Annotated in this window: 29 protein-coding genes; 3 read left to right on the top strand and 26 right to left on the bottom strand. The window is 43.9% G+C overall.

Features of this window, described 5'->3' with window-relative positions:
• Positions 1-136: 136 nt before the first annotated feature.
• The 14 genes from BM095_RS09365 to BM095_RS16380 form a co-directional block, all read right to left on the bottom strand.
• Positions 137-1,192, bottom strand: a complete 1,056-nt coding sequence (locus BM095_RS09365; protein ID WP_091661002.1) for a PQQ-dependent sugar dehydrogenase — start codon at positions 1,190-1,192, stop codon at positions 137-139.
• Positions 1,193-1,245: 53 nt separating this feature from the next.
• The gene (locus BM095_RS09360; protein WP_091660684.1) at positions 1,246-1,935 is read right to left on the bottom strand and encodes a YjjG family noncanonical pyrimidine nucleotidase; all 690 of its coding nucleotides are present in this window, start codon (positions 1,933-1,935) and stop codon (positions 1,246-1,248) included.
• Positions 1,936-2,113: 178 nt separating this feature from the next.
• Positions 2,114-2,773, bottom strand: a complete 660-nt coding sequence (locus tag BM095_RS09355) for an OmpA family protein (RefSeq protein ID WP_091660682.1) — start codon at positions 2,771-2,773, stop codon at positions 2,114-2,116.
• Positions 2,774-2,821: 48 nt separating this feature from the next.
• Positions 2,822-3,127, bottom strand: coding sequence for a hypothetical protein (locus BM095_RS09350; protein WP_091660679.1), 306 nt, complete (start codon positions 3,125-3,127; stop codon positions 2,822-2,824).
• Between the two features lie 20 nt (positions 3,128-3,147).
• Positions 3,148-4,680, bottom strand: a complete 1,533-nt coding sequence (locus tag BM095_RS09345; RefSeq protein WP_091660676.1) for a hypothetical protein — start codon at positions 4,678-4,680, stop codon at positions 3,148-3,150.
• A gap of 18 nt (positions 4,681-4,698) precedes the next feature.
• Positions 4,699-5,454 carry a pilus assembly protein TadG-related protein gene (locus BM095_RS09340; protein ID WP_218151624.1) on the bottom strand — a complete coding sequence of 252 codons (756 nt, stop codon included), beginning with the start codon at positions 5,452-5,454 and terminating at the stop codon, positions 4,699-4,701.
• Entirely contained in the window at positions 5,438-5,842 is a 405-nt protein-coding gene (locus tag BM095_RS09335) for a TadE/TadG family type IV pilus assembly protein (protein ID WP_091660670.1), read from the bottom strand. The genes BM095_RS09340 and BM095_RS09335 overlap by 17 nt, the downstream gene beginning before the upstream one ends.
• Positions 5,843-5,876: 34 nt before the next feature.
• Positions 5,877-6,098, bottom strand: coding sequence for a hypothetical protein (locus BM095_RS09330; RefSeq protein WP_091660667.1), 222 nt, complete (start codon positions 6,096-6,098; stop codon positions 5,877-5,879).
• A 25-nt stretch (positions 6,099-6,123) separates the two neighbouring features.
• Entirely contained in the window at positions 6,124-7,065 is a 942-nt protein-coding gene (locus tag BM095_RS09325) for a type II secretion system F family protein (protein WP_091660665.1), read from the bottom strand.
• A gap of 4 nt (positions 7,066-7,069) precedes the next feature.
• Positions 7,070-8,002, bottom strand: coding sequence for a type II secretion system F family protein (locus tag BM095_RS09320; RefSeq protein ID WP_091660662.1), 933 nt, complete (start codon positions 8,000-8,002; stop codon positions 7,070-7,072).
• Entirely contained in the window at positions 7,999-9,351 is a 1,353-nt protein-coding gene (locus tag BM095_RS09315) for a CpaF family protein (protein WP_245757861.1), read from the bottom strand. The genes BM095_RS09320 and BM095_RS09315 overlap by 4 nt, the downstream gene beginning before the upstream one ends.
• Positions 9,348-10,475 carry an AAA family ATPase gene (locus tag BM095_RS09310; RefSeq protein WP_091660660.1) on the bottom strand — a complete coding sequence of 376 codons (1,128 nt, stop codon included), beginning with the start codon at positions 10,473-10,475 and terminating at the stop codon, positions 9,348-9,350. The genes BM095_RS09315 and BM095_RS09310 overlap by 4 nt, the downstream gene beginning before the upstream one ends.
• Positions 10,476-10,495: 20 nt before the next feature.
• Positions 10,496-11,257 carry a Flp pilus assembly protein CpaB gene (cpaB, locus tag BM095_RS09305; protein ID WP_177194769.1) on the bottom strand — a complete coding sequence of 254 codons (762 nt, stop codon included), beginning with the start codon at positions 11,255-11,257 and terminating at the stop codon, positions 10,496-10,498.
• Positions 11,244-12,065 (bottom strand): hypothetical protein, encoded by an 822-nt coding sequence (locus BM095_RS16380; RefSeq protein WP_143083207.1) that lies wholly within the window; start codon positions 12,063-12,065, stop codon positions 11,244-11,246. Before BM095_RS16380 ends, cpaB begins: the two co-directional genes overlap by 14 nt.
• A 554-nt stretch (positions 12,066-12,619) precedes the next feature.
• Between BM095_RS16380 and BM095_RS16570 the strand changes: the two genes are divergently transcribed.
• Positions 12,620-12,775, top strand: a complete 156-nt coding sequence (locus BM095_RS16570) for a hypothetical protein (protein WP_177194768.1) — start codon at positions 12,620-12,622, stop codon at positions 12,773-12,775.
• 135 nt (positions 12,776-12,910) lie between these two features.
• On the opposite strand, the gene BM095_RS09300 is transcribed toward BM095_RS16570, so the two are convergent.
• From BM095_RS09300 to fabI, 8 genes are all read right to left on the bottom strand, one after another.
• Positions 12,911-13,396 carry a MarR family winged helix-turn-helix transcriptional regulator gene (locus BM095_RS09300; protein WP_091660654.1) on the bottom strand — a complete coding sequence of 162 codons (486 nt, stop codon included), beginning with the start codon at positions 13,394-13,396 and terminating at the stop codon, positions 12,911-12,913.
• Between the two features lie 116 nt (positions 13,397-13,512).
• Positions 13,513-14,481, bottom strand: coding sequence for an L-histidine N(alpha)-methyltransferase (egtD, locus tag BM095_RS09295; protein ID WP_091660652.1), 969 nt, complete (start codon positions 14,479-14,481; stop codon positions 13,513-13,515).
• Positions 14,478-15,743 carry an ergothioneine biosynthesis protein EgtB gene (gene egtB / locus BM095_RS09290; RefSeq protein ID WP_091660649.1) on the bottom strand — a complete coding sequence of 422 codons (1,266 nt, stop codon included), beginning with the start codon at positions 15,741-15,743 and terminating at the stop codon, positions 14,478-14,480. Before egtB ends, egtD begins: the two co-directional genes overlap by 4 nt.
• Before the next feature lie 166 nt (positions 15,744-15,909).
• Entirely contained in the window at positions 15,910-16,821 is a 912-nt protein-coding gene (locus tag BM095_RS09285) for a cupin domain-containing protein (protein ID WP_091660646.1), read from the bottom strand.
• 151 nt (positions 16,822-16,972) lie between these two features.
• Complete coding sequence (locus tag BM095_RS09280) at positions 16,973-17,497, bottom strand: CueP family metal-binding protein (RefSeq protein WP_177194767.1); 525 nt, start codon at positions 17,495-17,497, stop codon at positions 16,973-16,975.
• A gap of 181 nt (positions 17,498-17,678) precedes the next feature.
• Positions 17,679-19,145, bottom strand: a complete 1,467-nt coding sequence (locus BM095_RS09275; protein ID WP_091660644.1) for a protein adenylyltransferase SelO — start codon at positions 19,143-19,145, stop codon at positions 17,679-17,681.
• A 215-nt stretch (positions 19,146-19,360) separates the two neighbouring features.
• Complete coding sequence (locus tag BM095_RS09270; protein WP_091660641.1) at positions 19,361-19,669, bottom strand: DUF3243 domain-containing protein; 309 nt, start codon at positions 19,667-19,669, stop codon at positions 19,361-19,363.
• Positions 19,670-19,746: 77 nt separating this feature from the next.
• Positions 19,747-20,529: an enoyl-ACP reductase FabI gene (gene fabI, locus BM095_RS09265; protein WP_091660995.1), complete on the bottom strand. Its 783-nt coding sequence runs from the start codon at positions 20,527-20,529 to the stop codon at positions 19,747-19,749.
• 429 nt (positions 20,530-20,958) lie between these two features.
• Between fabI and prpE the strand changes: the two genes are divergently transcribed.
• Both prpE and BM095_RS09255 read left to right on the top strand, forming a co-directional pair.
• Entirely contained in the window at positions 20,959-21,699 is a 741-nt protein-coding gene (gene prpE / locus BM095_RS09260; RefSeq protein WP_091660638.1) for a bis(5'-nucleosyl)-tetraphosphatase PrpE, read from the top strand.
• A gap of 27 nt (positions 21,700-21,726) precedes the next feature.
• Entirely contained in the window at positions 21,727-22,188 is a 462-nt protein-coding gene (locus BM095_RS09255) for a hypothetical protein (RefSeq protein ID WP_091660635.1), read from the top strand.
• A 3-nt stretch (positions 22,189-22,191) separates the two neighbouring features.
• On the opposite strand, the gene BM095_RS09250 is transcribed toward BM095_RS09255, so the two are convergent.
• Genes BM095_RS09250 through BM095_RS09235 form a run of 4 tightly spaced genes read right to left on the bottom strand, consistent with a single transcriptional unit; the run spans position 22,192 to position 24,948 of the window.
• Entirely contained in the window at positions 22,192-23,076 is an 885-nt protein-coding gene (locus tag BM095_RS09250; RefSeq protein WP_177194766.1) for an RluA family pseudouridine synthase, read from the bottom strand.
• 2 nt (positions 23,077-23,078) lie between these two features.
• A complete protein-coding gene (locus BM095_RS09245; protein WP_091660630.1) occupies positions 23,079-23,873 on the bottom strand; it encodes an NAD kinase in 795 nt (264 codons plus the stop codon).
• Positions 23,874-23,898: 25 nt separating this feature from the next.
• Positions 23,899-24,528, bottom strand: coding sequence for a GTP pyrophosphokinase (locus BM095_RS09240; protein ID WP_091660627.1), 630 nt, complete (start codon positions 24,526-24,528; stop codon positions 23,899-23,901).
• A gap of 39 nt (positions 24,529-24,567) precedes the next feature.
• Positions 24,568-24,948 (bottom strand): UPF0738 family protein, encoded by a 381-nt coding sequence (locus tag BM095_RS09235; protein WP_091660624.1) that lies wholly within the window; start codon positions 24,946-24,948, stop codon positions 24,568-24,570.
• Positions 24,949-25,022: the final 74 nt, after the last annotated feature.

The following is a 25,022-nucleotide window of genomic DNA, read 5'->3' as shown; positions in this document are numbered from 1 at the left end:
GACTATTTGAAATTAATTAATCAACTGTTATTTTAATAAATTCCCGGAAAATATTTATTTTTTAAAGAAAGAGTGAAACAGACAGAGGATTTCTCCTCTGTCTGTTCTATGGCTCATGCATTGTTGTTTAGGAATTTCATGGGGTCAGAAGAATTTTATACAACTTATCATCGTTTCCCTGCGGAGTTCCACGTCCATCCGTATTGTTACTGATGAAAAATAGATTGTTCTCTTCAATTAATACATCTCGAATTCTGCCATATTCCGTAATTACTTCTTTTTGTTTACCTGTTTCAAGATCGAATGCTAACACAGCAGTTCCTCTTAAAGCTGCTGTATATAATTGGTTGCCATTATTGTCTATACCCGAAGGTGCCCACGTGTTATTCTCTCCAGAAGTGAATAACGGAGAAACCATGTCTTCTCGTTCTTCCCTGCCTTCAATAACAGGCCATCCGTAGTTTTTACCAGCCTCTATCTTGTTAATCTCATCATTGGCATCGTTGCCATGTTCACTTGCATACATCGTGCCATCAGGCGTCCAGGTCATTCCTTGGGGATTACGGTGCCCATAACTGTATACATATGAATGAGAATAAGGGTTGTCCTCAGGTATTGAGCCATTTAGATTCATTCTCAATATTTTCCCTCCTAATGAGTCAAGGTCCTGAGCATTATCTGATTGATGAGCATCTCCTGTAGTGGCATACAGTTTCTCATCCGGTCCAATTTCAAGCCTGCCACCGTGATGAACGGCACCGCTGGGGATATGATCGAGTAGCAAACTTTCTTCTTTCCATATGTTATTTTCCAGACGAAGGGTCACGATCCGGTTAAACTGTCCGGTATTATCTTTATAGGTGTAGTAGGCATAAGCCGTTTTGGATTCAGAAAAATCAGGAGCAAGTTCAAAACCTAACAACCCTGCCTCTGCAGCTGTAGAGAGTTCTTTATCAAACATCACCTGCTGCCGTACCATCTCTCCATTATTTATTTTGACGATATTTCCCGGCCTTTCCGTTACAAAGAATGTATTTTCAAACTTCTCTATCGACCAAGGTACCTTCAGATTATCCGCAATCACTTCAGGTTCTTCCATTGGCATGGTCGTCGCTGCTTCTGGTTCACTTTCCTGCTTATTAGATGTATTTTCACCACTACTCTTATGCTGTTCATCGTTAGAACACCCCATAAGTAGACTAAGTAGAAGCAATGTATACAGCGTTTCTATTAAAACGACTTTCACTATGTCACCACCTCTAATACTTCCGCTAATTTATTTATTTCATAAGTGGGCTCTATTCCAGTATTATTTTCCTTTCGAGAAGGATTAAACCAGCAAGTATCTATTCCGTAATCATGTCCTCCCTTCATGTCAGAAGTTAAAGAATCACCAAGGATGAGCACTTCTTTCTTGTCGTCATTCGAAAGTCTAAGTTTCTTAAAGACATAGTCAAATATGCTTGCATCCGGTTTCTGGGCGCCAGCTTCTTCTGAGGTAATGATACACTCAAACATGTTTTGCAGAGGCGAGCGTTGGATCCGAGACAACTGCACGTCCTTAAATCCATTTGTAATTACAGCAAGACGATACTGACTTAGGTGTTGACACGCTTCTACTGCTCCTTCTACAAGATGGGCTTCTTTAGCTAAACAACTGAGATACGTTTGGTTAAATGGTTCAGCATCCAATTTCAACTCATGTTTGAGAAACAGTCTTCGAAACCGTTCGATACCTAGTTCACCAACCGACCAGTTCCCTTCTTCAAGTTCCCTCCACAGTCTTGAACTGATTTCCCGATAACTTTGATGATAAAGCTGCAATGCATCTGTGACTTCCATATCCAAAAAAGCTTGGTCAAATGCACTTTTTTCACACATGCTGAAATCGAATAACGTATCATCTACATCGAATAAAATCACTTTGTATGTCATGTCAAGAATACCTCCGTGTTTCTATAATTAAGTTGGTTTTGACAGTTTGAATTGTGGTGGTTCTTTGCCCTCACAGATACAAATATACTTGTTTCATATTGTAACAACTACAAAAACAGAGCGCTCTCCTCTTCAAGGAAAACGCTCTTCAAATCGGCACAGGGTGTTATGATTTATCTTAATCATCGTCTGGCTTTATTAGTATTTCTACCCGGCGATTCTTCTCACGATTTTCTTCATTGTCATTTGGAACAAGCGGCTGTTCTTCTCCAAAGCCTTTGGTCGTAAAATGAAACGGCTCCAGATCTCCCTGTTCGAGGAAAAAATTCTTCACAGCTTGAGCTCGTTCCTCTGATAATTTCTTATTGTAAGAAGCAGCACCCTGGTTATCGGTATGCCCGTGTATTTTCACATCAGCCATTTCATACTCTGTTAATTCTCCACTGATTTCTTCAAGCAAATTCACTGCATCTTCCCGCAGCGTGGACTTGTCGAAATCGAATAAGAGATGATCTGGCACTTCCATTGTAATTTCATCGTCTTCCACCGAGACGGTCACTTCCGGGGCACTGACTTCCGGAGCACTGACTTCTGGAGCGGACACATTCGGTGCGGACACATCGGGGGCCGATACTTCAAACGAGGAAGTTCCGGTTGAAGACTCCTCCTCATCGTTCTCTTGTTGCTCTTCCTCGTTCTCCTTTGGTTCCTCCTCTATTTCTTCTGCTTCACTGCTCTCCGGTATCTCCTCTTCTACAGGTGCAGCTTCTTCTGGCTCGGAGCAAGCAGTTAAAGCAAATATGACTGCAATAGACAACAGCCTCCCTTTCATGGACATGCTCGGACCCCCTTGTTCTCATGATTTCTATCCATCGGTCTTCTCTGTTTAGAGTAACGAACTGACGACAGGCCACCCATTTTTCCAATCGACGAGCAGCATTACGAAGATCGATACGAAAAAGGCATTTCGTACATGGACCCCTTTCGCTTGTTTATCCTTGCTTTGAATCCGAAAGAAATTCGTCATCGCCGCAATGAGCAGTACAAACATGAGGACTTTGAGAGGAATATTGATCCAAGGAATGGTAAGATATTGATCAGCCGCCGCAGGGCTTATCCCAACAAAGACAAAGGAGGCAATACCTATTCCAAAGAGTAATACTACACTTATATTCAATAACCGAACTACCATCTCAATGACCTTCCTCCTTCTTATGATGATCGATCGCTCGTGTTCTGGTCGATGTTGTTTTGAAGCTGATCGGTATCTAAATGATCGACGTTGCTTAAATTCCCGTCGAATAAGCGACTCCAGCTGTTAGAAATCAGCTCTCCCAGTTTATTAAACCCCTGAATAAACGTCCCTTTTGTAAAATGCGTAAAAGCGGTTTGTCTTACACCGTTTATGAAATCGAGAAAGTGATTCATGGCCGTTCTCTGGTTCGTATTGAGCGTTCTTCCTATCGTATGGTTCGCAAAAGAAATCATTTGAGCTCCTAATGGAAAAAAGACAGACGTGATGAGAGCTCCCGTGAAAAAGGATGACATGGAAAAACCGTTTCCACTTGCCCAGTCACCTAATGCAAAAATGCCCCCTCCGATTCCTGACGCAGATAATACTCGTTTCCATTTGTCTGCGCTAGACAAGGCAGCAAACCCGCTTCCGAATGGTGCTAATAAGCCACCGGCTAACGCACCGGTTGCAATATCGACAAGTGCTGTTCTCAGGTCAAACGCAGACGGATTTTCCATCAACGTAAACCAATGTTGGAGAAAGGCGGGCGTTCCCCCAATCAAAAAACCCATTTTATTCGCAGCCATAAACCCGGAGACGCTTGCCCAGCCAGCGGATAGCTTTGGAATCAACCAACTGGAAAAACGACCAAAAGCAATATATCCTTTTGCTCCTAGCATGAGTCCGGTGCGAGTACTTAATAAAAACCCTGCTATCTTACCTGATAGGGGAATAAAAACGGTGCCTAGTACAATTCCTCCGGCTACAAATGGGTTAAAGTTTTCTCCGCCGGCGATGGCGCCATAAATAGCAGCTCCCAAAGCGCCTAGTCCGGCTAAGACGGTAGCTGTAAGGAGTGTCCCGATAGCAATGACGCCTAACGCTGCCAGCAAGTAGGCACCTGCAATGATGGCTGCGGCGACCGCTAATCCAACCGCTAACCCTTTTAACAATCCTTGTGCCCAATCAGGCATCGCGTTCCAAGCATCTGTGAGACCACTCGCCAGAAGATCGCCGAGAATGGCTCCCCAGCCAACTGGTGTCATGACAAATATACCGGCTGCCAGTGTTTTTAGAAAGTCTCCTAAAGACTCAGGGTTTGTTAGTCCTTTTATCACGTTTTCCGCATGATTGCTGTATTCTTTTATTTTCTCGCCAAGATTCGGGGCAAACTCTGCAATCGCATCCCCTAGTGATTCACCAGCATCTCCAATAAATTCAGCAACGGTATGTCCCGCCTCTTGCACCACTTCTTTTCCCCAATTCCAAAGGCTTTCCCAAAAGCCGGGAGAGTCTCCATCAGACCCTCCGCCTGGAATATCTCCTCCACCGGGAAAGCTGCCAGAAGAACCAGTATCCCTGCCTTGGCTTTCTGTTTGGGTTAACTGTGGCTGCTCCTCCCCATAGTCGAAATCGACATCAGCAGCAAACCCGTCATTCAGAGGGGAAGATAGAGGAAAGACCATCATCAGGACTAGGAAGATGGTGATCATTTTATGTAAGCTTTTCAATACCGTTCCTCCTCTCTATTAATGGCATGCTCCTGGTACAAATGAAACGCCTTCTGGGAGAGGTATACTGGCTGACGCATCGGTGTGCATATCTCGTTGACCCTGGCCAAATGCCTCATCGGGTACCGTTATAAATGACGTTTCCGTTTTTACCGAAGCAAAGATTTCGAAGGATCCGTCATACGGAAACTCCAAATCTGTTATGTCCTCTGCTCCATTTTTTTGAGCAAAATAATTGGCTTTTTCCTCGATTCGAGACCAATCCCTTCTCATCGAGTCACAAATAAAACCTGTAATCTGCGCATCGGAAAAAAAGAAAAGGAGTGCTTCATTTGTCAACGGAGTGGACGCATCAATGATTCGATCGAGGACGACTTGAGGTGCATCGGTAAGATCAGGGTTATCTTCTAAGTCTTCTTCCGAAATATCATCGTCGTTCCCCACGTTCTGAGCACTCACCTCTCCCTCTTCTTCGTCTTCATCTCCCTCATCCTCTTCTAATGCGTCCCGAATCCCTGACGCGAAAGGGGCAAATGCCTGTTCCAGTCGATATGCTAATTCCTCTTCGTAAATATCTTTTGCTTCCAAGGCAGCGGCTATGGCTGCGGCATCAGTTGCCTTTTGACTGGCATTTTTATAGGCATACGTCGAAAAGACATCAAAAAACACGAAAGCGAGAAAAATAAAACAAAATACGACGATAAGAGAAATCATCATCGCGTTTCCTCGCTCATTGGCCGCATGAGATAACGATCCTTTAAGGATTTTCTTCATATTCGTAAGGCATCGTGGCAGTCCCGGTAATTTCATAATCTAACTCACCTACAAATGGTACATTAATTGTTTTTAGTGCAACTTCAATATCCACATGAACTTCCTCGCCATAGGAACCAGAAGATACACTAGGAGATATCCCTAACACATCCAACCCTCTCGCTGATTGCTGGACACTCGAAGCAATAGCTTCGGTATCGCCAATTCCAGACACCGAAGCTACTCTTGCTCCATCCCGTGCTGCCCCTTCTGCTACGACAAACGTATAAGCAGCCAGCGCCATTTGCCAAACAAATAAGAAAGCAAAAATGATTAAAGGGAAAATGGCTACGAATTCAATCAGCTGCGACCCGCGTTCATTTTTTACATATTTTAATAGGTGATTCATTCATTGTCGCCTCCGATTCGCTCTGAACCGCGTCTTAGTTTCCTCCGGAACCAATTCCGTTGATAAACTCCGCTATTTTGGAAGTAATCGCTGATGCGATCGTACTGCCGTCGGATTCTCCTAAAGCAGTAACAACAATACCGACCAAAGCGACACCTAACAGCCCTAACATAATCCATTCCATGGAAACAGAGCCTTTTTCATTATCTAAATACTTTCTTACCAATTCTCTTGCTTCTACATATGTTTTTAACATATTTCTTCACTCCTCTTTTTACTGTTTATCTTAGGAAAATATCAAGGCCAAATGCTTCTGGGTTGTACATGAAATTCAAGAAAAGTAAGCCAAGTACGAGAATGAACACCGAAGGTACAATGGTCATCGTTGTAATCACGGTTACTTTTGGACTGGCTTTTGCTGCTTTTTCTTTGGCACGAAAACCTCTTGTACTCCGTAAATCATCCGCCTGTACTCGGAATGTGCGGGATACCGGAACTCCCAACTCACCCCCCTGGATTAATGATTGAATGAGCATTTCCAGCTCAGGGGCATCGTTTCGATACAGCAAGTTTTCATACGCTGTCATACGAGGTACCCCTAAATTAATTTCTCGCCCGAGTCGTTCGATTTCCTCTCCGAGCGGTCCTCCCATTTGTTTGGCTACTTGTCCCATTGCACCGTCAAGTGAAGCACCGGCACGTAATGAAATGCTCACCACATCCAGAAAATCTGGAATTTCTAAACTGATCGTCTCTTGTCTTTCTTTTGCTTTCATACGAAGCCATACATCAGGAGCAAAGAAAGCAGCAACAGGCAGCAAAATCAGCATATACAATGCGAATGGCAATCCAAGAATAAAATAAATCCAGCCGAACACATATGCGGAAATCCCTAATATGTATCGCATTCCATAGAAATCTTGAAGTCGCAGTTGAAAAGGATTTCCCGCTTTCGCCAAGAGCCGTTCATAATGATCATGCTTGCCAAACAAAGGATACTTTTTCGCGGTAGGGCTTAAATAGACGGCCCCTTTAATAATCGGGACCATTAGTCTCTCATTCCATGGCTTCTTATTTTTCTTTTTCTTCTCCTTTGTCCCGATATACCCATAGAGCTGTTGCTTTCTGGCCACAGCCATCCAAATATAAATAAAAGCAATAAGCAGGAATAGCAATACTCCTGCGATAAGGAAAATAGCTACACTTAACATCACATCATTCATTTGACTACACCCTTATATCCGTGACCTTTTTAATGGCATAAGAACTAATCGCCAGCACGACGGCAAACACAAGTAATAACAGAAGACCCAGCGGTGTAAAGAGAGGGTTTAAAAAGCCTGGGATAAACAGATTAAGCATGATTGCCGTGGCAATCGGCAAAATCGGCAGGATAAATGCCACATATTTCGACTCAGCTGTGACAGCGCTCATCTCTTTATGAACTCTGCCTCTTTCTTCTAAGGTCTGGGCCATCATCTCCATCACTTCTGCCAAATTCCCCCCGATACGTCGTTGGATGAGTACTGTGTTCATCATTACTTTTACTTCACGGCTGTCAACTTGCTCGATAAATCGATGAATCACACGTTCAAAGCTATCTCCCATGCTTAACTGTCTCGACATTTTCGCAAATTCAGGGCCGGCAGGAGCTTTCAACTCTTTTCCTGCCATCGCAATGCCTTGCTGCATCGTGAGTCCGGCTTTCACTGTATTACTGAGCATCCGGCAAATATCCGGTAATTGTTGATTAAATGCTTCGGAGCGCTTTTCGCGTTTCGTCTTTATATAGATGCTTGATCCTGCTTTCACGATGAGAAAGGAGATGACAAAATCGATTGGAAACATCAATTCCAAAATAGCGCGGCTAATGACCCAAAGAACAACAAATAGCACGATACACACTGCTGCATATTCGGAAGGTTTAACAGGGACTGCTGCCTGCTTTAGCTTCTTTTCCAATTCTTTGGCCATCACGGATTCATCGAAACGGTCTCCGAGCACAAATAGAAAACTTCTACGTTTCTCTTCGTCGTTAGCGTCAAACCAGGATTGTATTCTTTTTCTCGACTTCCCGGCTTTGTACACTTTTGCCATATAATAGAGAAAGAACATAAATGATAAAATAGCGGCCCCCATCACGATGTAGAGAAGCATCATACCAGCTCTCCTTCCCTAAAAAAGAGGTCCGGTAAGGCTTGACCGTATGCTCGAAGTCGCTCGGAAATGTTCGGCACATAACCGGTAGCCTCAAAGTAACCGGACACTTCACCGTGATCGGTAAGCCCTTCTTGACGGAAACGGAAAATATCCTCCATTCGAATATCTCCATTTTCTTCAGACACTTCCGAAATGGCTACTATCCGGCGTTTTCCGTCCATGAGTCTTTCTGTCTGAACGATGATATCGAGTGCACCTACAAAGTAGTCACGAATAATATCAACGGTTAAAGGAAGACCGGACATGATGACCATGGCTTCTAGACGTCCAAGCGCATCCTTCGGTGAATTTGCGTGAACAGTCGTTAACGAACCTTCATGGCCTGTGTTCATCGCCTGCAGCATATCCAATGCTTCTGATCCTCTCACCTCACCGACAATCACACGGTCTGGGCGCATCCTCAGGGCATTTTTCACCAAGTGATTGATCGTAATCGCCCCTTCTCCTTCCATGTTCGCCGGTCTTGCTTCCATACGGACGAGATTGTCGTAACTAAACCGCAGTTCCGCCATATCCTCAATCGTCACAATACGCTCCCCTTGTGGGATTGAAGCAGACAATACGTTTAGGAGCGTCGTTTTTCCGCTGCCTGTTCCTCCGGATACAAGAATGTTTGTTTTCGCCTTCACTAACGCTTGTAAAAATTCGCCCATTGTCTCTGTAAGTGTTCCGAATTGAATCAAGTCATATAACGAAAAGGGATCTTTATTAAATTTACGAATCGAGATAATAGGGCCGTCAATACTAACCGGAGGGATGGCTGCGTTGACCCGGCTCCCATCCGGTAAGCGGGCGTCTACCATGGGTGAGCTTTCATCAATTCGCCGCCCAATCGGTGCGATAATGCGGTCGATGATATGGCGAATATGCTCCTCATCTTTGAAACGGACAGAAGTCTTTTCTAATTTCCCGTGACGTTCGATGTAGATATCATCCGGACTATTTACCATAATTTCTGTAATATCGTCTCTTTCTAAAAGAGATTCCAATGGCCCGAAACCGACCGAATCATGAATGAGCTGTTGAATAATTTCGTTCATATCCCTACTTGGAATGATGACTTTTTCCTCGTCGATCATTTGCGATATGAGACGTTGAATAGTCTCTTTTTTCTCATAGGGAGGGAGTGTAATGATTTCTTCTAAGTTTGCCTCTTTGATCAGCCTGTCTTTGTAGTGCCTGACCCAGCGGTCGAGATCGGTGTCTCGGATCGTTTCTTTGTCTCTTCCTGTCCAGGAGGTCGAAGAAGATGGTTGTTGAATTTTTTCCAGCCAAGACACAACAATCACTTCCCTTTCTTCTTCTTCACAAGATTCTTTTGAACAAACCGGTTTATATCCACTGTTTGCTTCGTAAGGCTGACCTTTCCTTTTTTCGTATAAAAAGGGAGTCCCATATTGATCAGCGGCTGCACCCCGAGAAAGTCTTCTCTCACTTTTCCGGCAGGCTCCATACTAACAATGTTTTTTATGTCTTTTTCGGAGATCTCACTTTTCGGTTGCACGCGATTTAATATTAATTGAAACTTCTCATTGGACGTCAATTGGAGACGATCAAGCAATGTTTTTGTTTGCTTTAACACACGAATCGCCATCGTATCGAGTGTCAGCGGGTAATAGATGGTCGTTGCCTCTTGAAGTGCGGTATATGTAATGGATTGAAAAGCAGAAGGCACATCCACGATGACATAGTCATAATGCTCTTTGCATATCTGTATCACTTTTTTCACGAGCTCTTCTGTGACTTCCTCGGCCCTTTCCGGATGGGAAGGCCCTGTCAACACATCGAGTTCTATCTGTTCTTGTTGAGTTGTTACATTCTGAATGTGATGCATCGACAATTCATTTAAGACGGGAAGCAGATCGCAATAATTTCGAATTGGCTCTAATGCCATTAACCCTTCCACGCCGCCGAACTGGGCATTTAAATCAATATACATTACCCTTTTGTCGTACTGCGTTTTCAGACATTGAGCCAGCATGGCTGACAGCAGCGTTTTCCCACTTCCTCCTTTTGGGCTGTAAAATACGAGGACGTTTCCACCCTGAAGAGAGTCTGGGGAAATGGTCGCCGCTTGTTCCATTTTCTTCAATCCGTATTCGATTAATTCATCGATTCTCTCCCATTCATCCGGGATGAGAATCACATCGTCGATCCCTTGTTTCATCCAGTTTCTCACGTTCTCAAATGAACCATCTTGAAGAAGACCGATACAGACGGAGGCTCGTTGTAACGTATCCGGGCCTAACTGATCATACACGTCCTCCCCAATAAATAAAAAATGGTACAACGCAGATTCATCGGGAAGTGCCTCTACTACTTCCACTTCCATGTCGTTATGTATTAAACGCTCTCGCACCTCTTCTTGTATGTGTTGATGAGTTGTCAGGACTGCGGCTTTATATGTACTCACGATTCTGTCTTCCTTTCTATCTACTGCTCGCTATCGGCTTCTTCGTCATTCTCCTTCTTTTCTTTTTCTTCTTTCGGGGCTTCTTCCTTCTCTGGCTTGCTTTCTTCCTCTGTCTCCTCTTCTTCTAATTTTTTAGGAGCTTGAGGGGCCTGGCTGCCTTCAGATTGCACTTGATTCACTAGCAATACGCGAATTTGGTCGGCTGTATTCTGGTAGTGAATGAGATCTTCCGCGTCTTCAATCGGCAAAGATACATTGAGGCTCGCAGGGATATCTTCTTCTTCCTCAGGCTCAGCTCTCTGCACCACATCAACGGACTTAAACAACCGCCTGGTCCGTGTATCAGAGCTCGATGATGAATACGTCACAACAATATCTACTTGATCACCTTCTGCAATGGCTTGATCCATGACGACGTTATCGGTAGCATTCAGCCAAACGACTCGATGATCTTGGGGGATTTCCAAACTGGACCGCACGATATTTTTTGTTAACAAGTCGCCCTTTTTCACAGGAACAATACTTATCGATCCTTCAAGTTCCGAAGCCTCTCTCACATATGAAGAAATACTGCTTGATGCAGGTACTTCTTCCCAGGAAACCATATCTTCCTTTAACTCGGTGTAGGTTGGGATATCTTCATCCGCGACCGCCACCTTGATCGTCTCTCCGATAGAAGCCTGCGCATTTCTGATTTCATTTAAAATGAGAGCGGTGGCGAGCACAGCAAAAATAAATGCGGCAGCAAGAAAAATCATTGCTTTTCTTTTAGCATCTAGCATGTTCGTCATCTCCAATTGTGGTTGATTGTTCTTCGACAGGAGGTTCAAATACATGAACGTAAGGGACATTTACTGGAAACGCCTCTTCTCTTAAGTCGCATACCTTCCCAGGAGAATTCGGTAATTCTGTTCCTTTCGTCACGACCCAAGTCTCCTTGCCAGCGAGCTTCTCACTCAATTCTTTCCATATCTCATCTAGCGCCGCTTTTTTCTGAGATTCCAATTTCCCATAAGGGTTGATTCGAACTTGCGTATAGGTGTGCTTCTTTTTTCTTCGATACACGCGATGGGCGATCCGGCGCTTGAAAATGGACTTCACGTTTGTCGTTACTACCCACCCCGAAGCACCGGCGACCCACGACTTAATATGTTTTCTAAGCTGTTGATAGGTTAGCACGGGAGACGAAGATGTTCCCTCTCTCTTCAACAACTGTGTCACAATAAAAAATGTTTCTGCACGATTAATCGCAGCGGGAAGCGGGTATAGTCGTTTATCGGGAAGAAACATATTTTGTAATCTGCGAATCATCGGGTGATCGGTATACATAGGATCATAGAAATAGATAATCGGGTCTGCTGCCTTATGACGAGAAAACAGGTCAGAAAAAAATTCTATTTCATCCTCCAGCGTGTAAGTCGAAAGATGGAGATTTTTTGATCGCAAGGAAGAAGATTCAGATTCAATATATTCTTGATAGGTGTGATCCTTCTTTTTCGTTTTTGCTGGTTTGATAACAGGGAGAGTCTGTTCCCCAAACGGAAAAGAAGAAGAGTGAAACCCTATGGTCTCATCTAATACAACAAGCATGGTCCTCCTCCTTCATTCGATGGGCATAAAGGTTGCCCCTTATGTCTTACATAGTACGTTTTATCACAGCCTATTCCTTTCCACAAGCTTACATAGAATGGTAGATGGCTGGTTAATCAGGGCAAGATGATCGCTTTAATGAGTTTGTCCTACGAAAAACAAACCACTTTTTGTTATTTTATGTCATGGAAGAAAAATGGAAGGGAACCTTCGTCCTGATTTGTTCGCCCCCCTTTTCTACCCTTTTGATCATTTTTACGACTCGTTACGTGAATGAAAATGACAGTTATCCTTCATAAAACGATTCCATATTTCACTTCCATCTCCACTCTCTTCAATCTTTCGTCCTATCTTTTTACACATCATCTTTTTTCCGTCAATCTATCGTTGCACTACTCACTTCATACTTTTATTAAGCCTGCATAGAGAGGGCCTCTATTATTCACGTTGACCCAGACGACTTACGAAAGATGTTCCTTTGAGTTTCCAAACATGAACATACACAACAGGGCATGGTATAATAAGAGTAAAAAAGAATACAATAGGAGTCAGCCATGAAAGAACCCAACAAGGAAGTCTCTGCCTATTTCTTAGCCAAATTGTCTGAGGAAGATATAAAGATATTAGAAGATATGTTAGCCGCTCATTATGAACGTGGATTTCAAGAGGGATACAAATTAGGGAAAATGGAATCGGGGCAAAAAAATTAAGCTTCTAAAGCACCAACTGCCTAAACTTTCATAGATAGTTTTTCATTCCTAGTTACGTCCGTGATATAGACAACTTACTTACCGAGCAAAACAAAACACCTTCCCATCATCACCGATCGTGACAATGAGAGGGTGTTAGTTGTTGGCTTGAGCCTCTTCCTGTTCGATATTCCAATCCAATTGTAAAATCTCTTTAAGCGTATTGAATTGTTCTTCCCCTATTTTTTCGGCTAGTTTGTTCTCTAATTGAGCTTTGAGCGCCTCATTTTTTTCATAGCATGCGTTCCCTAGCGCTGTTAGCTGAACACACTTCTCTTTTTTGTTATGGGCTGCATTGTGAACTTCTACTAATTCTTTGTCTGCTAATTTTTTAATAAATTTATGGATCGCTTGGCGGGAAATATTTACGCTTTTGGTGATAGAAGATATCGATGGCTGTTTGTTATATATTCTTGCCAGGATGTACCACTCGGAGCTCGATATATATATGTCGCTGTTATCGTTCCACGAACTTTCAGTAATTCTGCGGAGCATATGATGACGCTCACTTAACATATCAATCAGATCCATCTCATGTATTTCTGAACGCGAGTCCAACGGATTTCCCCCTCTCCGAAACATCGCTCCATACTATACAAAATCCTTTTTTGACTGTCAACTTAGATGAAATATAGAGCACAAAAAGGGGGATAACAAAGATCGCTCAAAGAACGAAAAGGTAATGGGAGACTCTGTTCCTATTCGTTTGACGTTCGTTCGAAATATAGCAAAGCGACATGCTGATTCGTATCCAGCCACACCTTGTCTCTCGTAAAACCGCACTTCGCTGCCAAGACGGTGAAGTCATGGACTGTGAATTTATACGAGTTTTCAGTGTGAATGCTTTCTCCTTCTTTGAACGGAATGCTTGCAGGTCCGACTTGCACCGTTTGTTCGACTTGGCTGATTAAGTGCATTTCTATTCGTTTTTCGATAGGCTGGTAAAAGGCGTAATGTTCAAACGAAGCGAGATCGAAGTCAGCATCCATTTCTCGATTAATTCGCTCCAAAATATTTTTATTGAAGGCTGCCGTATAGCCTTGTGTGTCATTGTAAGCAGCATGGAGAATATCCGGATTTTTGACTAAGTCAATTCCGATCAACAACCCATCGCCTTTTTCTAACATGGCAGCTGTTCGTTTTAAAAACAACTCCCCTTCCATCGGCTCAAAATTCCCAAATGAAGAACCTGGAAAAAACACTACCTTCTTTTCATGTCCTGCTGATTCAGGAAGGGAAATCGGGGTTGTGAAATCCGCACACATTCCCTCGATCGTTAACGTTGGATAATCTTGCTTTAGCTCTTTAATCGATTGAGACAAATACGGTGCTGAAATATCAATAGGAACATAGCTGTGCAGATTATACGCTTCATCCAACACATATTTAGTTTTCATACCGCTTCCGCTCCCAAATTCAATGAAACGGCAGTGTTCTCCTAATTTCTCCGCAATATCGCCTCCGTGATGTTGTAAGATTTCTAATTCAGCAGAAGTTAAATAATAGTCATCTGTTTCCGTAATTTGATCGAACAAATAAGCTCCCTGAGCGTCGTAAAAATGCTTTGGGGACAACCTTTTTTTTCGCTCCTGTAAGCCAGTAATCACTTCTTCTTGAAAGGTTGCAGCTGCTGATTGTATATTTTCTACGCTCGCTTCTTTTGTCATGATTGTTCCACTCCCTCTGCCAATCGAAATCCACTAAACTGCCAGCGCTTTTCCGGATGGAAAAAGTTACGATACGTCAGGCGAATGTGATCTGCCGCGCTTACACACGAACCGCCGCGCAGCACTAATTGATTAGACATAAACTTCGCATTGTATTCACCAAGTGAGCCTTCGAGCGGTCGGTGGCCGGGATAGGAAGCATAGGGACTCCCTGTCCACTCCCACACATCCCCAAACGCTTGGGAAAATCGCGTGTCTCGCGGAGGGGCTGCGACTGGATGAAATATTCGCTCTTCTGCGAAATTTCCAGTGACCGCTTCGGTTTTCATGGCGTGCTCCCACTCAGCTTCCGTTGGCAGACGTTTCCCCGCCCATCTGGCAAAGGCATCTGCTTCGTAAAAGCTAACATGACAAACCGGCTCGTCCCATGCTATCTCCCTTTTTCCGGACAAGGTAAAGCTATACCAGGTCTCGTTTTCTTTTTCCCAATATAAGGGGGCATGCCACGATGCTTCTTTCACCACGCTCCAACCATCGGACAGCCAATACTCCGGCTTTTCATACCCCCCGTCTTCTATAAATTCGAGAAATTCACCGTTTGTGACGGGATGGGAAGCTAGACAGTAAGGCTCAAGCCACACTTTATGAACAGGCCTTTCATTATCAAAAGAAAATCCCTTTTCATCATGTCCTATCTCCACCAAACCTCCCTCGATTTCATGGAAATCGGTTTTCGGTTGAAGCAAAGCCTTCTCCTCTTTCCTTTGTTGGTCGTACACAGGCTGTAATGGGTTGATGGAAAAATTATATTTGATATCGGTCAACAGCAATTCCTGATGCTGGCGTTCATGATGGAGGCCTAACTCCACCAGTTCTCCTATGTGTCTTAGCTCCTCACCCTCAGCTGTTTCCAATAGCTCTATCATCTGGCGATCGACATGCTCCCTGTATGTTTGGATGTCTAACACGGTAGGCCGAGATAAGAGGCCACGCTGAGGACGCGGGTAAAAAGAACCTACTGTTTCATAATAAGAGTTAAATAAATAATGATAATCTGGGTGAAAGTCTTCATACTTGTCTTTGTACTTTTTCAAGATAAATGTTTCAAAAAACCAAGTCGTATGCGCCATATGCCACTTAGGAGGACTAACATCCGGCGAAGCTTGTACGACGTAATCTTCTGTACATAAAGGCTCCACCAATTCCATCGTAAACTCTCTCACCTTTTGAAAGTGTGACAACGTATGGTTCGTGACAGTCATTGACACCCTCCTCTTCGTTTTCTTCCTATAAATATACTTTCCTTTATCCTAAGACATGATTGGATAAACCTAATTCCTATTCACAAAAAGATACGCATCAGCGGCGTCCTTGGCGTTTTCTATGTCTAAAAAAAGTTGATGGCTGCAAGCCACCAACTCGTGTTCGTTAGTATCCTTCATCTTCAGCGGCGAGAGCGTCTGCTTTCGTTTGGTGTACTGTCCCAAATGGATGCTCGGGTGGAGCATAAATCGTGTACAGTTTAATCGGTTTGTCTCCTGTGTTTGTTAAGTTATGCCATTTACCAGCCGGTACCATAATGGCGTTATCGTCGGACACTCTTCTCCTGAAGTCCAGCTGATCTTCCGAGTCCCCCATTTGGACGAGGCCCGTTCCTTCTTCAATACGCAAAAATTGATCGACGTTTGGGTGTACCTCCAGTCCGATGTCATCTCCTACATCGATGCTCATGAGAGTCACTTGCAAATGTTCTCCCGTCCAAATAGCCGTACGGAATGTGTTATTTTGTTTTGAGGCATCCTCTATATTTACCACATAAGGCTGACCGCCCTCATCTTTTCCATGCATATTCTCCTGACCATACGAGGTTAAGGAGCTAAATCGCTGCGCGTGCGTTGCTTCACTCGTTCCTGCTTTCCACAACAGATCCCGAACCGGATGCTCAGGTGTAAGTAAATACTGTTGTTGATACGCCTCATAGCTTCTCATCGCAGCGTCATACGCTTTTCGAAGTCCTTCCTCATACGTATCAAAGGAAATAGGATCAACTTCATACGAAGGCTCCCTCCCTGTCCATGATCTGTAAACGTTCGCTAGTTCCTGTAAATGATGCTTTTCTTCTTCGATCATGGAAAGAATCATTGTTTTATGATCTTCGTTCGGAGCAGACTCCGCTAAACGGCTATACAAGTCGATAGCTTCTGCCTCTCCTTTGATTTTGTCAGAAATGGTGTGAATGATAGAGGTCCCGATGGCTTGAGGATGTCTCGCCATCGAATGAGGGGACACCGGGGAAGGAACATAGTATGGATAGTGATACATAGGAGGAACATAATACATATAACATCATCCTTTCAATCATGATGATTCCATCCTATGTAAGTTAGGCAGATCACGTACATCCTATTTCTTCTCACCCCTCTTGTATAGTCATTGTTACGAACAAAAAAAGACCCAGCTTTTCACTGGGCCTTCCCGTTCTCCATCGGTGTTACCGCAATTGCATATCAGTAATGCACGTACGATCTCCTTCAGACGTGGAAATTTTAGACTCTGCAGATTTTCCGTCATGCGTAATAGTTACATGATAAGAATCATCCCGCGGCAGCCACAGATCCACAAATCCATTGTCAAACGATGTCATCGTTTCATTTATAACTACGTTGCCGCTCGTATCCTCCACATAGACCTGAAACTCTTCCTTTATCATCTCTCCTTGACAACCTGTCAAGCTGTGAATTTGTCAGGTGTGTGTTTCTTTCTCATAAGGAGCAATCGAAACAAAAAATTCGTCTTCCGGTAAGTCATACGTTGCCTCCCCTTCACTCGACTGTATGATAAGTTCGTGGGAGGTAATAGAAGCGGACGCAGTTTGTGCCTCCCCCGTACTATAGTCATTAACGATGTTTTTTATGTCATCTGCTAATTCTTCGCCTGCTTGTCCGTCGTCATTCGAACAAGCGGCCAAACTAGCAAACACCAAACCAATAAGGAGGGCTGCTAATCTTTTTTTCATTGCACTCACCTCATCACATAAGGTTTCACTTCCCTTATTATAACGGAGGAAGGAAACGTAAAGACACCTGCTTTATGAAAATGAGGTGACGGTTGTTATATTAATCAAGGTTCCTTAGAGCGTGAAACAATTAAGCCGGTGGTCATGCTTAACTGGTTCTTTTAGATGCCCTATCGAAAATTTACGTTCCACAATACGTAACATACGGGATGTTTGAAGGCTTGGGAAGTTGGGTGTACTCTTCTTGTTCTGAAGAGTAGGCGTAAGGGTCAGACAATACAGTCATCAACTGTTTGAAAACCGAGTAATCCCCTTCCTCAACAGCAGCCTCCAAGGCTTCTTCTACTCGATGGTTCCGTGGAATCACAGAAGGATTGGACGTTCTCATCGTTTCATACACATCGGAGGAAGTTCGGTTCTCTTTTTCTACTCTTTCTTGCCATGTCTTGTACCACGCCTTGAATTCTTCGGTATGATGCATGGCTGTATCTTCTGGCTGTCCTAACGTCAGCGCCCGGAATGTGTTCGTAAAGTCGGCTTTGTGTTCTTTCATTAACTCAAGAAGACGGACAATGAGGTCTTTGTCTTGCTCCTGTTCTTGCTGGAGCCCCAGTTTACGACGCATTCCCTCTAACCAATACTGGTGATAAAAGTCCGCATATTTGGAAAGTACTTCTTTTGCGGTTTCAATTGCTTGATCTTGGTCCTCATGAATAAGAGGAAGCAAGGTTTCTGCAAAACGAGCTAAATTCCACTGCCCGATTGCCGGCTGATTTTGGTAAGCGTAGCGGCCTTGTTTGTCAATCGAACTGAAGACGGTAGCTGGATCATACTCATCCATAAAAGCGCAAGGGCCATAATCAATGGTTTCTCCGCTAATGGTCATATTGTCTGTGTTCATCACCCCATGAATAAACCCGATACACTGCCACTTTGCAATCAGACTTGCCTGTTGATCGGCCACTTTTTCAAGCAACGATAAATAGCGGTTTTCCTTCTCCTTTAGTTCGGCATAATGACGGTCGATCGCGTAATCAGCAAGGGTTCGTACGTCTTCTGCCTCTCCCCAGCGGGCCGCATATTCAAATGTCCCGAACCGCAAATGACTAGCAGCTACTCTTGTTAGCACAGCACCAGATAGCATGTCTTCCCGTATGACTGTATCACCCGTTGTAGCAACGGACAAGCTGCGGGTAGTCGGCACTCCGAGATGATACATCGCTTCACTAATTAGATACTCCCGAATCATCGGTCCTAATGCTGCCCGACCATCTCCTCCTCTTGAGAATGGTGTTCGGCCTGAACCTTTAAGTTGGATGTCATAGCGTTCGTTCGAGGGAGTGACTTGTTCACCGAGCAGCACCGCCCGGCCATCCCCCAGCATGGTAAAATGCCCAAATTGATGACCCGCATAAGCTTGTGCGATCGGCTCCCCTCCTTCTGGCACGTGATTTCCTGCCAACACTTCTATACCTGCTTGGCTTTTGAGGTGGCTCGGATCAAGCCCAAGTGTTTGAGCCAACTCTTCGTTAAAAATAACCACTTCCGGTGAGCGAACAGACACTGGCTTTACTTTTCTATAAAACAACTCAGGCAAACGGGCATAGCTATTATCTAAATTCCAGGTTCTTTCTTTATTCGTTGTCATAAAATCTCCTTTTCTTCGATTTCTTCTCTTCTCCCACTTATTGTTCTACAATACGTGAAAATAATAATGGTTCTTTCGATTTTACGCCAACTAACCTAAGAAATACAAATATTCCCACCGGAAAATGAAAAAAGCAGCACGGGACAGAATATATCTGCTGCCATGCTGCCTTCTTATACATTGTTGTAAGGAAATAACTAAAGTTCTATTCCATATTAGCTATAATCTTTTACCATACGGACGAGCATATGAGATAACATGTGACGCTCGTCTTTTTCACCATTTTTCCATAGTTCACGGAGGAGCTGCTCTTCACGGTTCTTTGGTTCTTCGTGTTTCGCAAGATAATCTGCTACTTTTTCTGCGCTTTTCGCAATGGCTTCTTCACTCATACCTGCTTTTTCCGCTTTTGACACTTTGCTTCCTAAATAGCTGGCGAACCGGTTGAAGTTATCCATAATTTCTTCTTTCTTTTCTTCTCTCATATCTGCAGCTTGTTGTTCCATCTTGTTGAGTTCACTCATTCTAACATCCTCCTTTTGGTGAATCTATGGAGGTGTTTCCCGACTCGTGGAATATAAAACCATCGATTGTATAAAACTTAAAGGCCTGTAATATTAAACCCGCTGTCGACGTGAATAAGTTCTCCGGTAATTCCTCGGGACAAATCACTCATGAGGAAGAGAGCCGTATCTCCTACCTCTTCCTGATTCGTTAATCGACGTAACGGCGCCTTGGCTTCGATTTCTTTCAACACATCATTAAACCCGCCGATCCCTTTTGCGGAAAGTGTACGAATCGGTCCTGCTGAAATTGCGTTGACACGAATGTTATCTTTTCCTAAATCATTGGCTAGATAGCGGACACTGGCATCTAATGAAGCTTTTGCAACTCCCATGACGTTATAGTTTTTCACGACACGCTCTCCCCCAAGGTAGGTCATCGTTACGATCGATCCCCCTTCTTTCATTAAGTCGAGATCACGGACCACTTTCGCTACCGCTGTTAAGGAGTATGAGCTAATATTTTGAGCCAGTAAGAACCCGTCGCGAGATACGTTTAAATATTCTCCTTCGAGCTCTTCTTTGTTAGCAAACGCAATACAATGGGCCAAGCCATGAATCGCCCCTACTTCTTCTTTAATTTGTCCGAACGCTTCTTTAATCGCTTGATCATCTGTTATGTCACAAGGAAGGATGAGCGAATCCTCTCTGTCAAGCGTCTCCGCAAGCTGGCGGACATTTTTTTCCAATCTTTCGCCGGCATAAGTAAATACCAGTCGTGCCCCTGCTTTAGAAAGACTTTGAGCGATGCCCCAAGCGATGCTTCGTTTATTTGCGACTCCCATTACCACGTATGTACGACCTTCTAGTGAAAGATTCATTTTCAATCGCTCCTTTTCATTCATTCGTTCTACTTTTACATATGTTTTTGCTTCCATTGACTTTTCGTCTGCTTTTTTGGAAAGACGAATACCTTCACAATCGGCGAATGCTCCTGCAGGCATAAATCCGGCAACCATTCATTTTCACCGCCATTCAGCCTTCAGAGGATATTGTCGCCATTTTCTCATTATATCATGAATTCACGTCATCCCCCGCCATTCGGGAGAATGATGTTTAAAATCAAGAAAGGGAGAGAAAGTAATAAGTATAACATACACTTACAGAAGCAGCTGCGACAACTGCTACCGAGAAAATGTTTCGCCATATAGCGGACGGAAGCGGTCTCGCGTGCATGTCGCTTGAAGCTTTCCTTTCGAAAATAGCAACAAGCTGTTTTTGCCGACCTTCTAAGGAAAGGGGGAATTCTCTTGACTGCTCTTGATTTTATCGGTGATGTGCACGGATGTACGAGCGAGCTGCATGACTTGTTACAGTCATTAGGCTACTCGTGGAAGCATGATACTTACATTCATCGCGAAGGAAGAAAGCCGGTGTTTATTGGTGATATTACGGACCGCGGTCCTCAATCCATTGCCGCGATTGAGCTCGTTTCTCACATGGTAGGAAATAACTATGCCTACTACGTTCCGGGCAATCACTGTGACAAACTGTATCGTTTCTTTCTTGGCAGAAACGTAAAAATCGCACATGGATTGGAAACGACAGTGGCTGAGTTAGAGGGGTTATCCAACCGGGACTACAAGCGAATTCGAAAATCATTTATGGATTTGTTCGAAGCGGCTCCTTTATATCTAGCGCTTGATAACAACCGAGTGATAGCCGCCCATGCCGGAATTCGCGAAGACCTTATTGGGCACAGCGGGAAGAAAGTACGTACGTTTGTTTTATACGGTGACATTACGGGAGAGCAAAACTCGGACGGCACCCCTGTTAGAAGAGATTGGGCCGTTCATTACCAGGGAACACCTTTGATCGTCTATGGGCATACTCCCGTTCTCGAACCACGTAAAATAGGAAACACCGTAAATATTGATACCGGTTGTGTCTTCGGTGGGAAACTAACGGCTCTTCGCTACCCGGAAATGACATATAGCCAAGTCCCTTCCACTTTAGCTTTCTTCCCTGAGAAATTTCGTTCGTTTGAATAGAAGGCTTAGTCAGAAGGAGAGGAATTCATGAAGGCACACCACATATACCGACCACTCATACTCAGCATCTTATTATGTATTACTGCAAGCTGCAGCAATGACGTTTCTTTATCATTGGATGAAGAAGACAGCTATGTTCTTGTTGATTATGAAAGAGAGTTTTTAACGGTACATGCTACCCTTCGTAACGACGGGAGCCAAGACGCTAATGGTTTATATGCCGAATTCTCCGTGGACGATGAAAAAGCGGCAGAGGTTCTTGGTTTTGATCACTTACTATTTAACGAAAAAGCAGACGGGATGCCAGAGCGCTTTACTGTTTCAGAGAACAGTGGTTTTTTTATAAGCGAAGGCTTTGTATTACATGAAACTATCCCACCTGAACATTTTAACAGTACGATTACCGTGCAAATCTCCAACGACGAAGAAACATTGTTAGAGGCTTCCTTAGACAACTTGATCATCGAAGAAGTTAGGAATGACTCATGACCTTCATCCTCTTCTCATATCTACCGGGAGCTCTGCTTGAACGGTATGCCACGTTTCCGTCACCGGATGGCAAAATTGTAACTCATACGCGTGCAGAGCTTGACGGCTCATCTCCGCACTATTTCCTCCATACAAGTCATCTCCTAACAAAGGATGACCACAGTACGCGCTGTGTACGCGTATTTGATGGGTCCTCCCCGTCAACAGCTCAAATTGAACATATGAATAACCTTCCTGTTCTTCAAGAACTTGATACTCCGTAAGCGCATACTTTCCCTTCAGATCTACCTGATGTTCAATCAAGCTGTCAGGCTTTCTCCCAATTGGCGCTTCGATTCTTCCTCTCTTCTTCTCCCATATCCCTTCTGTGATGCCAATGTAGCGTTTATGTCCCCGGCCTTCTTGGAAAAATTGCGACAGCCGTTGATGGGCGTATGCATGTTTTGCGATTGTCACAAGGCCGCTTGTTTGTTTATCTAAACGTGACACAGCATGAAAAGAGGCAGAAAGCGATGATCGTTCGTAATAACTTTTTATTGCTCCTGCAAGGGTTTGGGCTTCGAGCCCCCGGCCAGGAAACATAGGCACTCCCGCAGGTTTGTTGACGAGGAGCAGGTGATCATCCTCCCAGCATATAGGAACCTTTTTATGCCAAACAGGGATATCTTCCGGGAACGAAGAGAGAGGTAAAATAACCGATAGGGTTTCTCCCCCGGTCAAGTGATGATAAAGTGCCATTTGCTTGCCATTTCCATACACGGCCCCTTCTTGTTTTATCCGTTTGATCAGTCGAGAAGAAAACCCTTTTTCCTCTTTCAAATATTGGGAGACCTTTGTTGACTTCGAAAGCCTGGAAACCTTCCAGTGTAACTTAGGTGGCGTCCTCATCATTACTCTCCTATGAAAGACTCTTTCACTCTCTTCCAAAATGGAAAAGGACGAAAGCGTGCAAAACGAATCTGTTCTTCTGCCACCCGGCACTGAATGGATTTTATGCGGCGATTCACTTCCGAGACATGATCGATCGTAATTTGTAAAGCCACATCGTTCATAGGCGTCAATAAGCATGTATGATGCTGCGGCAATACGAGCGGGGATCCTACCGTCCGATAAACCCTGTTATTGATCGATGCCATTTCAGACACTTGCATCGAGGCAAGAGACGGATGCAGTATTGCTCCTCCTAATGCTTTATTGTAGGCTGTGCTTCCGGAAGGTGTTGAAATACAGAGGCCGTCTCCACGAAACGTTTCAAACATATCTCCTTTAATATCCATTTGACATACAAGTGAACCTTCTGTTGTCTTCACCGTGCATTCATTTAACGCCAAATACCGTTCAGGATTCGGACGGTCCAGATGACGGACAATTACTTCCAATAGCGGGTATTCCACAACTTGGAACGGAGTTTTTGCAATGTGAATGACGAGCTTTTCCACTTCTTCCGGCTTCCAATCGGCGTAAAAACCAAGATGCCCTGTATGAATACCGACAAACGCTGTTTCATTCAGTCTGTTATGATAATGATGGAACGCATGGAGAAGGGTTCCATCTCCTCCTACCGTGATTACGATATCAGGCTCTTCTTCGTTATGCTCTAAGCCAAACTCCTGTAAGTACGTAACAATCTTCTTTTGCAGAGCATTCGAAGTGTCATCCCCTCTTGACGTGACGAAGAACTTCATGACAGGCTGCCTCCTTTATCCATCTTTAATCCGCGCGCCCTTCGCGATTGCGAATGATTATTTGCTGAGCTTCTCTTACTTCTCCTTGGATTTTTGACATTTCCTCATCGAGACGAAATGCTGCCTCGGCCGCCCGTTGCAGGCGGGATTTTATATCAGCTGGTATTTCACCGCTGTATTTGTAATTTAATGAATGTTCTATTGTAGCCCAAAAATTCATCGCCATCGTCCGTACTTGGATTTCTACCAACAAATCCTTCTTACCGTCGATAGTATGTACAGGATAAGTAACAACCATATGATACGACCGGTACCCGCTTTCTTTTTTCTCTTTAATGTAATCTCTTTCTTCGATAACATCAAAATCTATACGGGTGCGCACGAGATGGACGATTGTGTCAATATCAGTGACGAATTGACAAACAATTCGTATTCCTGCAATGTCCTGCATTTGATCCGCAAGTTGATCCAAGGGTATATTTTTCCTCTGGGCTTTTTCCAAAATACTCGTCACAGGCTTTACACGGCCTGTCACAAATTCTATCGGCGTATGCTTCGATGACATTTGATACTGTTCTCTCAGGCTTTTTAACTTAACTTTTAACTCTTCTACCGCCTGTTTGTAAGGTGACAAAAAAGTATCCCAACTGCTCATGTCGCCACCACCTGTTCATTATGTGCGATCCTTCTTTGTTTATGACACTTGGAAAACCTTCTCCACGGTCTCCACCATATCGGAGCCATAATTCCCGTTTCCAGGGATATTACTAAGTAAGTATTCCATTTCCTGATGAAACTGGCCAAGTTTCACAAGCGGCGGCCCTTGAACGAGAACCTCCCACCCTTGTTCATAGGCAGTCTTTAATGACGGCCACGTTTGTTTCGGCAGGCGAAGCTGAACAAACTCTCCGTCTAAGTCCAGGACATATACGAACGTGAGTGCATCCGAATCAGCAAGCATGCGCATGCCATCACTCAATTTATGCCATTCCTCTTCCGGCCATTCTTCAATGGGAATAAGGATTAATTCATTTTTTTCTTGTTTCGTTTCGGTTATTGTTAACACGTGATTCATTATGCCACCTCACTCCTTTTCTCCACAATTTTTCTCTGTTACCATTTTATCATTTCACTTACGAAGTCTCCATC

Source organism: Alteribacillus iranensis (assembly GCF_900113025.1).
Classification (GTDB): domain Bacteria; phylum Bacillota; class Bacilli; order Bacillales; family Marinococcaceae; genus Alteribacillus_A; species Alteribacillus_A iranensis.
The sequence above is the reverse complement of the archived record's forward strand: the minus strand, read 5'-3'. Positions and strand labels throughout refer to the sequence as shown.

What these genes read in the sequence shown, in the direction of transcription:
- BM095_RS09365 (WP_091661002.1), bottom strand. Translation starts at nt 1,192, where the DNA reads ATGGGGTGTTCTAACGATGAACAGCATAAGAGTAGTGGTGAAAATACA.
- BM095_RS09360 (WP_091660684.1), bottom strand. Translation starts at nt 1,935, where the DNA reads ATGACATACAAAGTGATTTTATTCGATGTAGATGATACGTTATTCGAT.
- BM095_RS09355 (WP_091660682.1), bottom strand. Translation starts at nt 2,773, where the DNA reads ATGTCCATGAAAGGGAGGCTGTTGTCTATTGCAGTCATATTTGCTTTA.
- BM095_RS09350 (WP_091660679.1), bottom strand. Translation starts at nt 3,127, where the DNA reads ATGGTAGTTCGGTTATTGAATATAAGTGTAGTATTACTCTTTGGAATA.
- BM095_RS09340 (WP_218151624.1), bottom strand. Translation starts at nt 5,454, where the DNA reads ATGAAGAAAATCCTTAAAGGATCGTTATCTCATGCGGCCAATGAGCGA.
- BM095_RS09335 (WP_091660670.1), bottom strand. Translation starts at nt 5,842, where the DNA reads ATGAATCACCTATTAAAATATGTAAAAAATGAACGCGGGTCGCAGCTG.
- BM095_RS09330 (WP_091660667.1), bottom strand. Translation starts at nt 6,098, where the DNA reads ATGTTAAAAACATATGTAGAAGCAAGAGAATTGGTAAGAAAGTATTTA.
- BM095_RS09325 (WP_091660665.1), bottom strand. Translation starts at nt 7,065, where the DNA reads ATGAATGATGTGATGTTAAGTGTAGCTATTTTCCTTATCGCAGGAGTA.
- BM095_RS09320 (WP_091660662.1), bottom strand. Translation starts at nt 8,002, where the DNA reads ATGATGCTTCTCTACATCGTGATGGGGGCCGCTATTTTATCATTTATG.
- cpaB (WP_177194769.1), bottom strand. Translation starts at nt 11,257, where the DNA reads ATGCTAGATGCTAAAAGAAAAGCAATGATTTTTCTTGCTGCCGCATTT.
- BM095_RS16380 (WP_143083207.1), bottom strand. Translation starts at nt 12,065, where the DNA reads ATGCTTGTTGTATTAGATGAGACCATAGGGTTTCACTCTTCTTCTTTT.
- BM095_RS16570 (WP_177194768.1), top strand. Translation starts at nt 12,620, where the DNA reads ATGAAAGAACCCAACAAGGAAGTCTCTGCCTATTTCTTAGCCAAATTG.
- BM095_RS09300 (WP_091660654.1), bottom strand. Translation starts at nt 13,396, where the DNA reads ATGTTTCGGAGAGGGGGAAATCCGTTGGACTCGCGTTCAGAAATACAT.
- egtD (WP_091660652.1), bottom strand. Translation starts at nt 14,481, where the DNA reads ATGACAAAAGAAGCGAGCGTAGAAAATATACAATCAGCAGCTGCAACC.
- egtB (WP_091660649.1), bottom strand. Translation starts at nt 15,743, where the DNA reads ATGACTGTCACGAACCATACGTTGTCACACTTTCAAAAGGTGAGAGAG.
- BM095_RS09285 (WP_091660646.1), bottom strand. Translation starts at nt 16,821, where the DNA reads ATGTATTATGTTCCTCCTATGTATCACTATCCATACTATGTTCCTTCC.
- BM095_RS09275 (WP_091660644.1), bottom strand. Translation starts at nt 19,145, where the DNA reads ATGACAACGAATAAAGAAAGAACCTGGAATTTAGATAATAGCTATGCC.
- BM095_RS09270 (WP_091660641.1), bottom strand. Translation starts at nt 19,669, where the DNA reads ATGAGTGAACTCAACAAGATGGAACAACAAGCTGCAGATATGAGAGAA.
- fabI (WP_091660995.1), bottom strand. Translation starts at nt 20,529, where the DNA reads ATGAATCTTTCACTAGAAGGTCGTACATACGTGGTAATGGGAGTCGCA.
- BM095_RS09255 (WP_091660635.1), top strand. Translation starts at nt 21,727, where the DNA reads ATGAAGGCACACCACATATACCGACCACTCATACTCAGCATCTTATTA.
- BM095_RS09250 (WP_177194766.1), bottom strand. Translation starts at nt 23,076, where the DNA reads ATGAGGACGCCACCTAAGTTACACTGGAAGGTTTCCAGGCTTTCGAAG.
- BM095_RS09245 (WP_091660630.1), bottom strand. Translation starts at nt 23,873, where the DNA reads ATGAAGTTCTTCGTCACGTCAAGAGGGGATGACACTTCGAATGCTCTG.
- BM095_RS09240 (WP_091660627.1), bottom strand. Translation starts at nt 24,528, where the DNA reads ATGAGCAGTTGGGATACTTTTTTGTCACCTTACAAACAGGCGGTAGAA.
- BM095_RS09235 (WP_091660624.1), bottom strand. Translation starts at nt 24,948, where the DNA reads ATGAATCACGTGTTAACAATAACCGAAACGAAACAAGAAAAAAATGAA.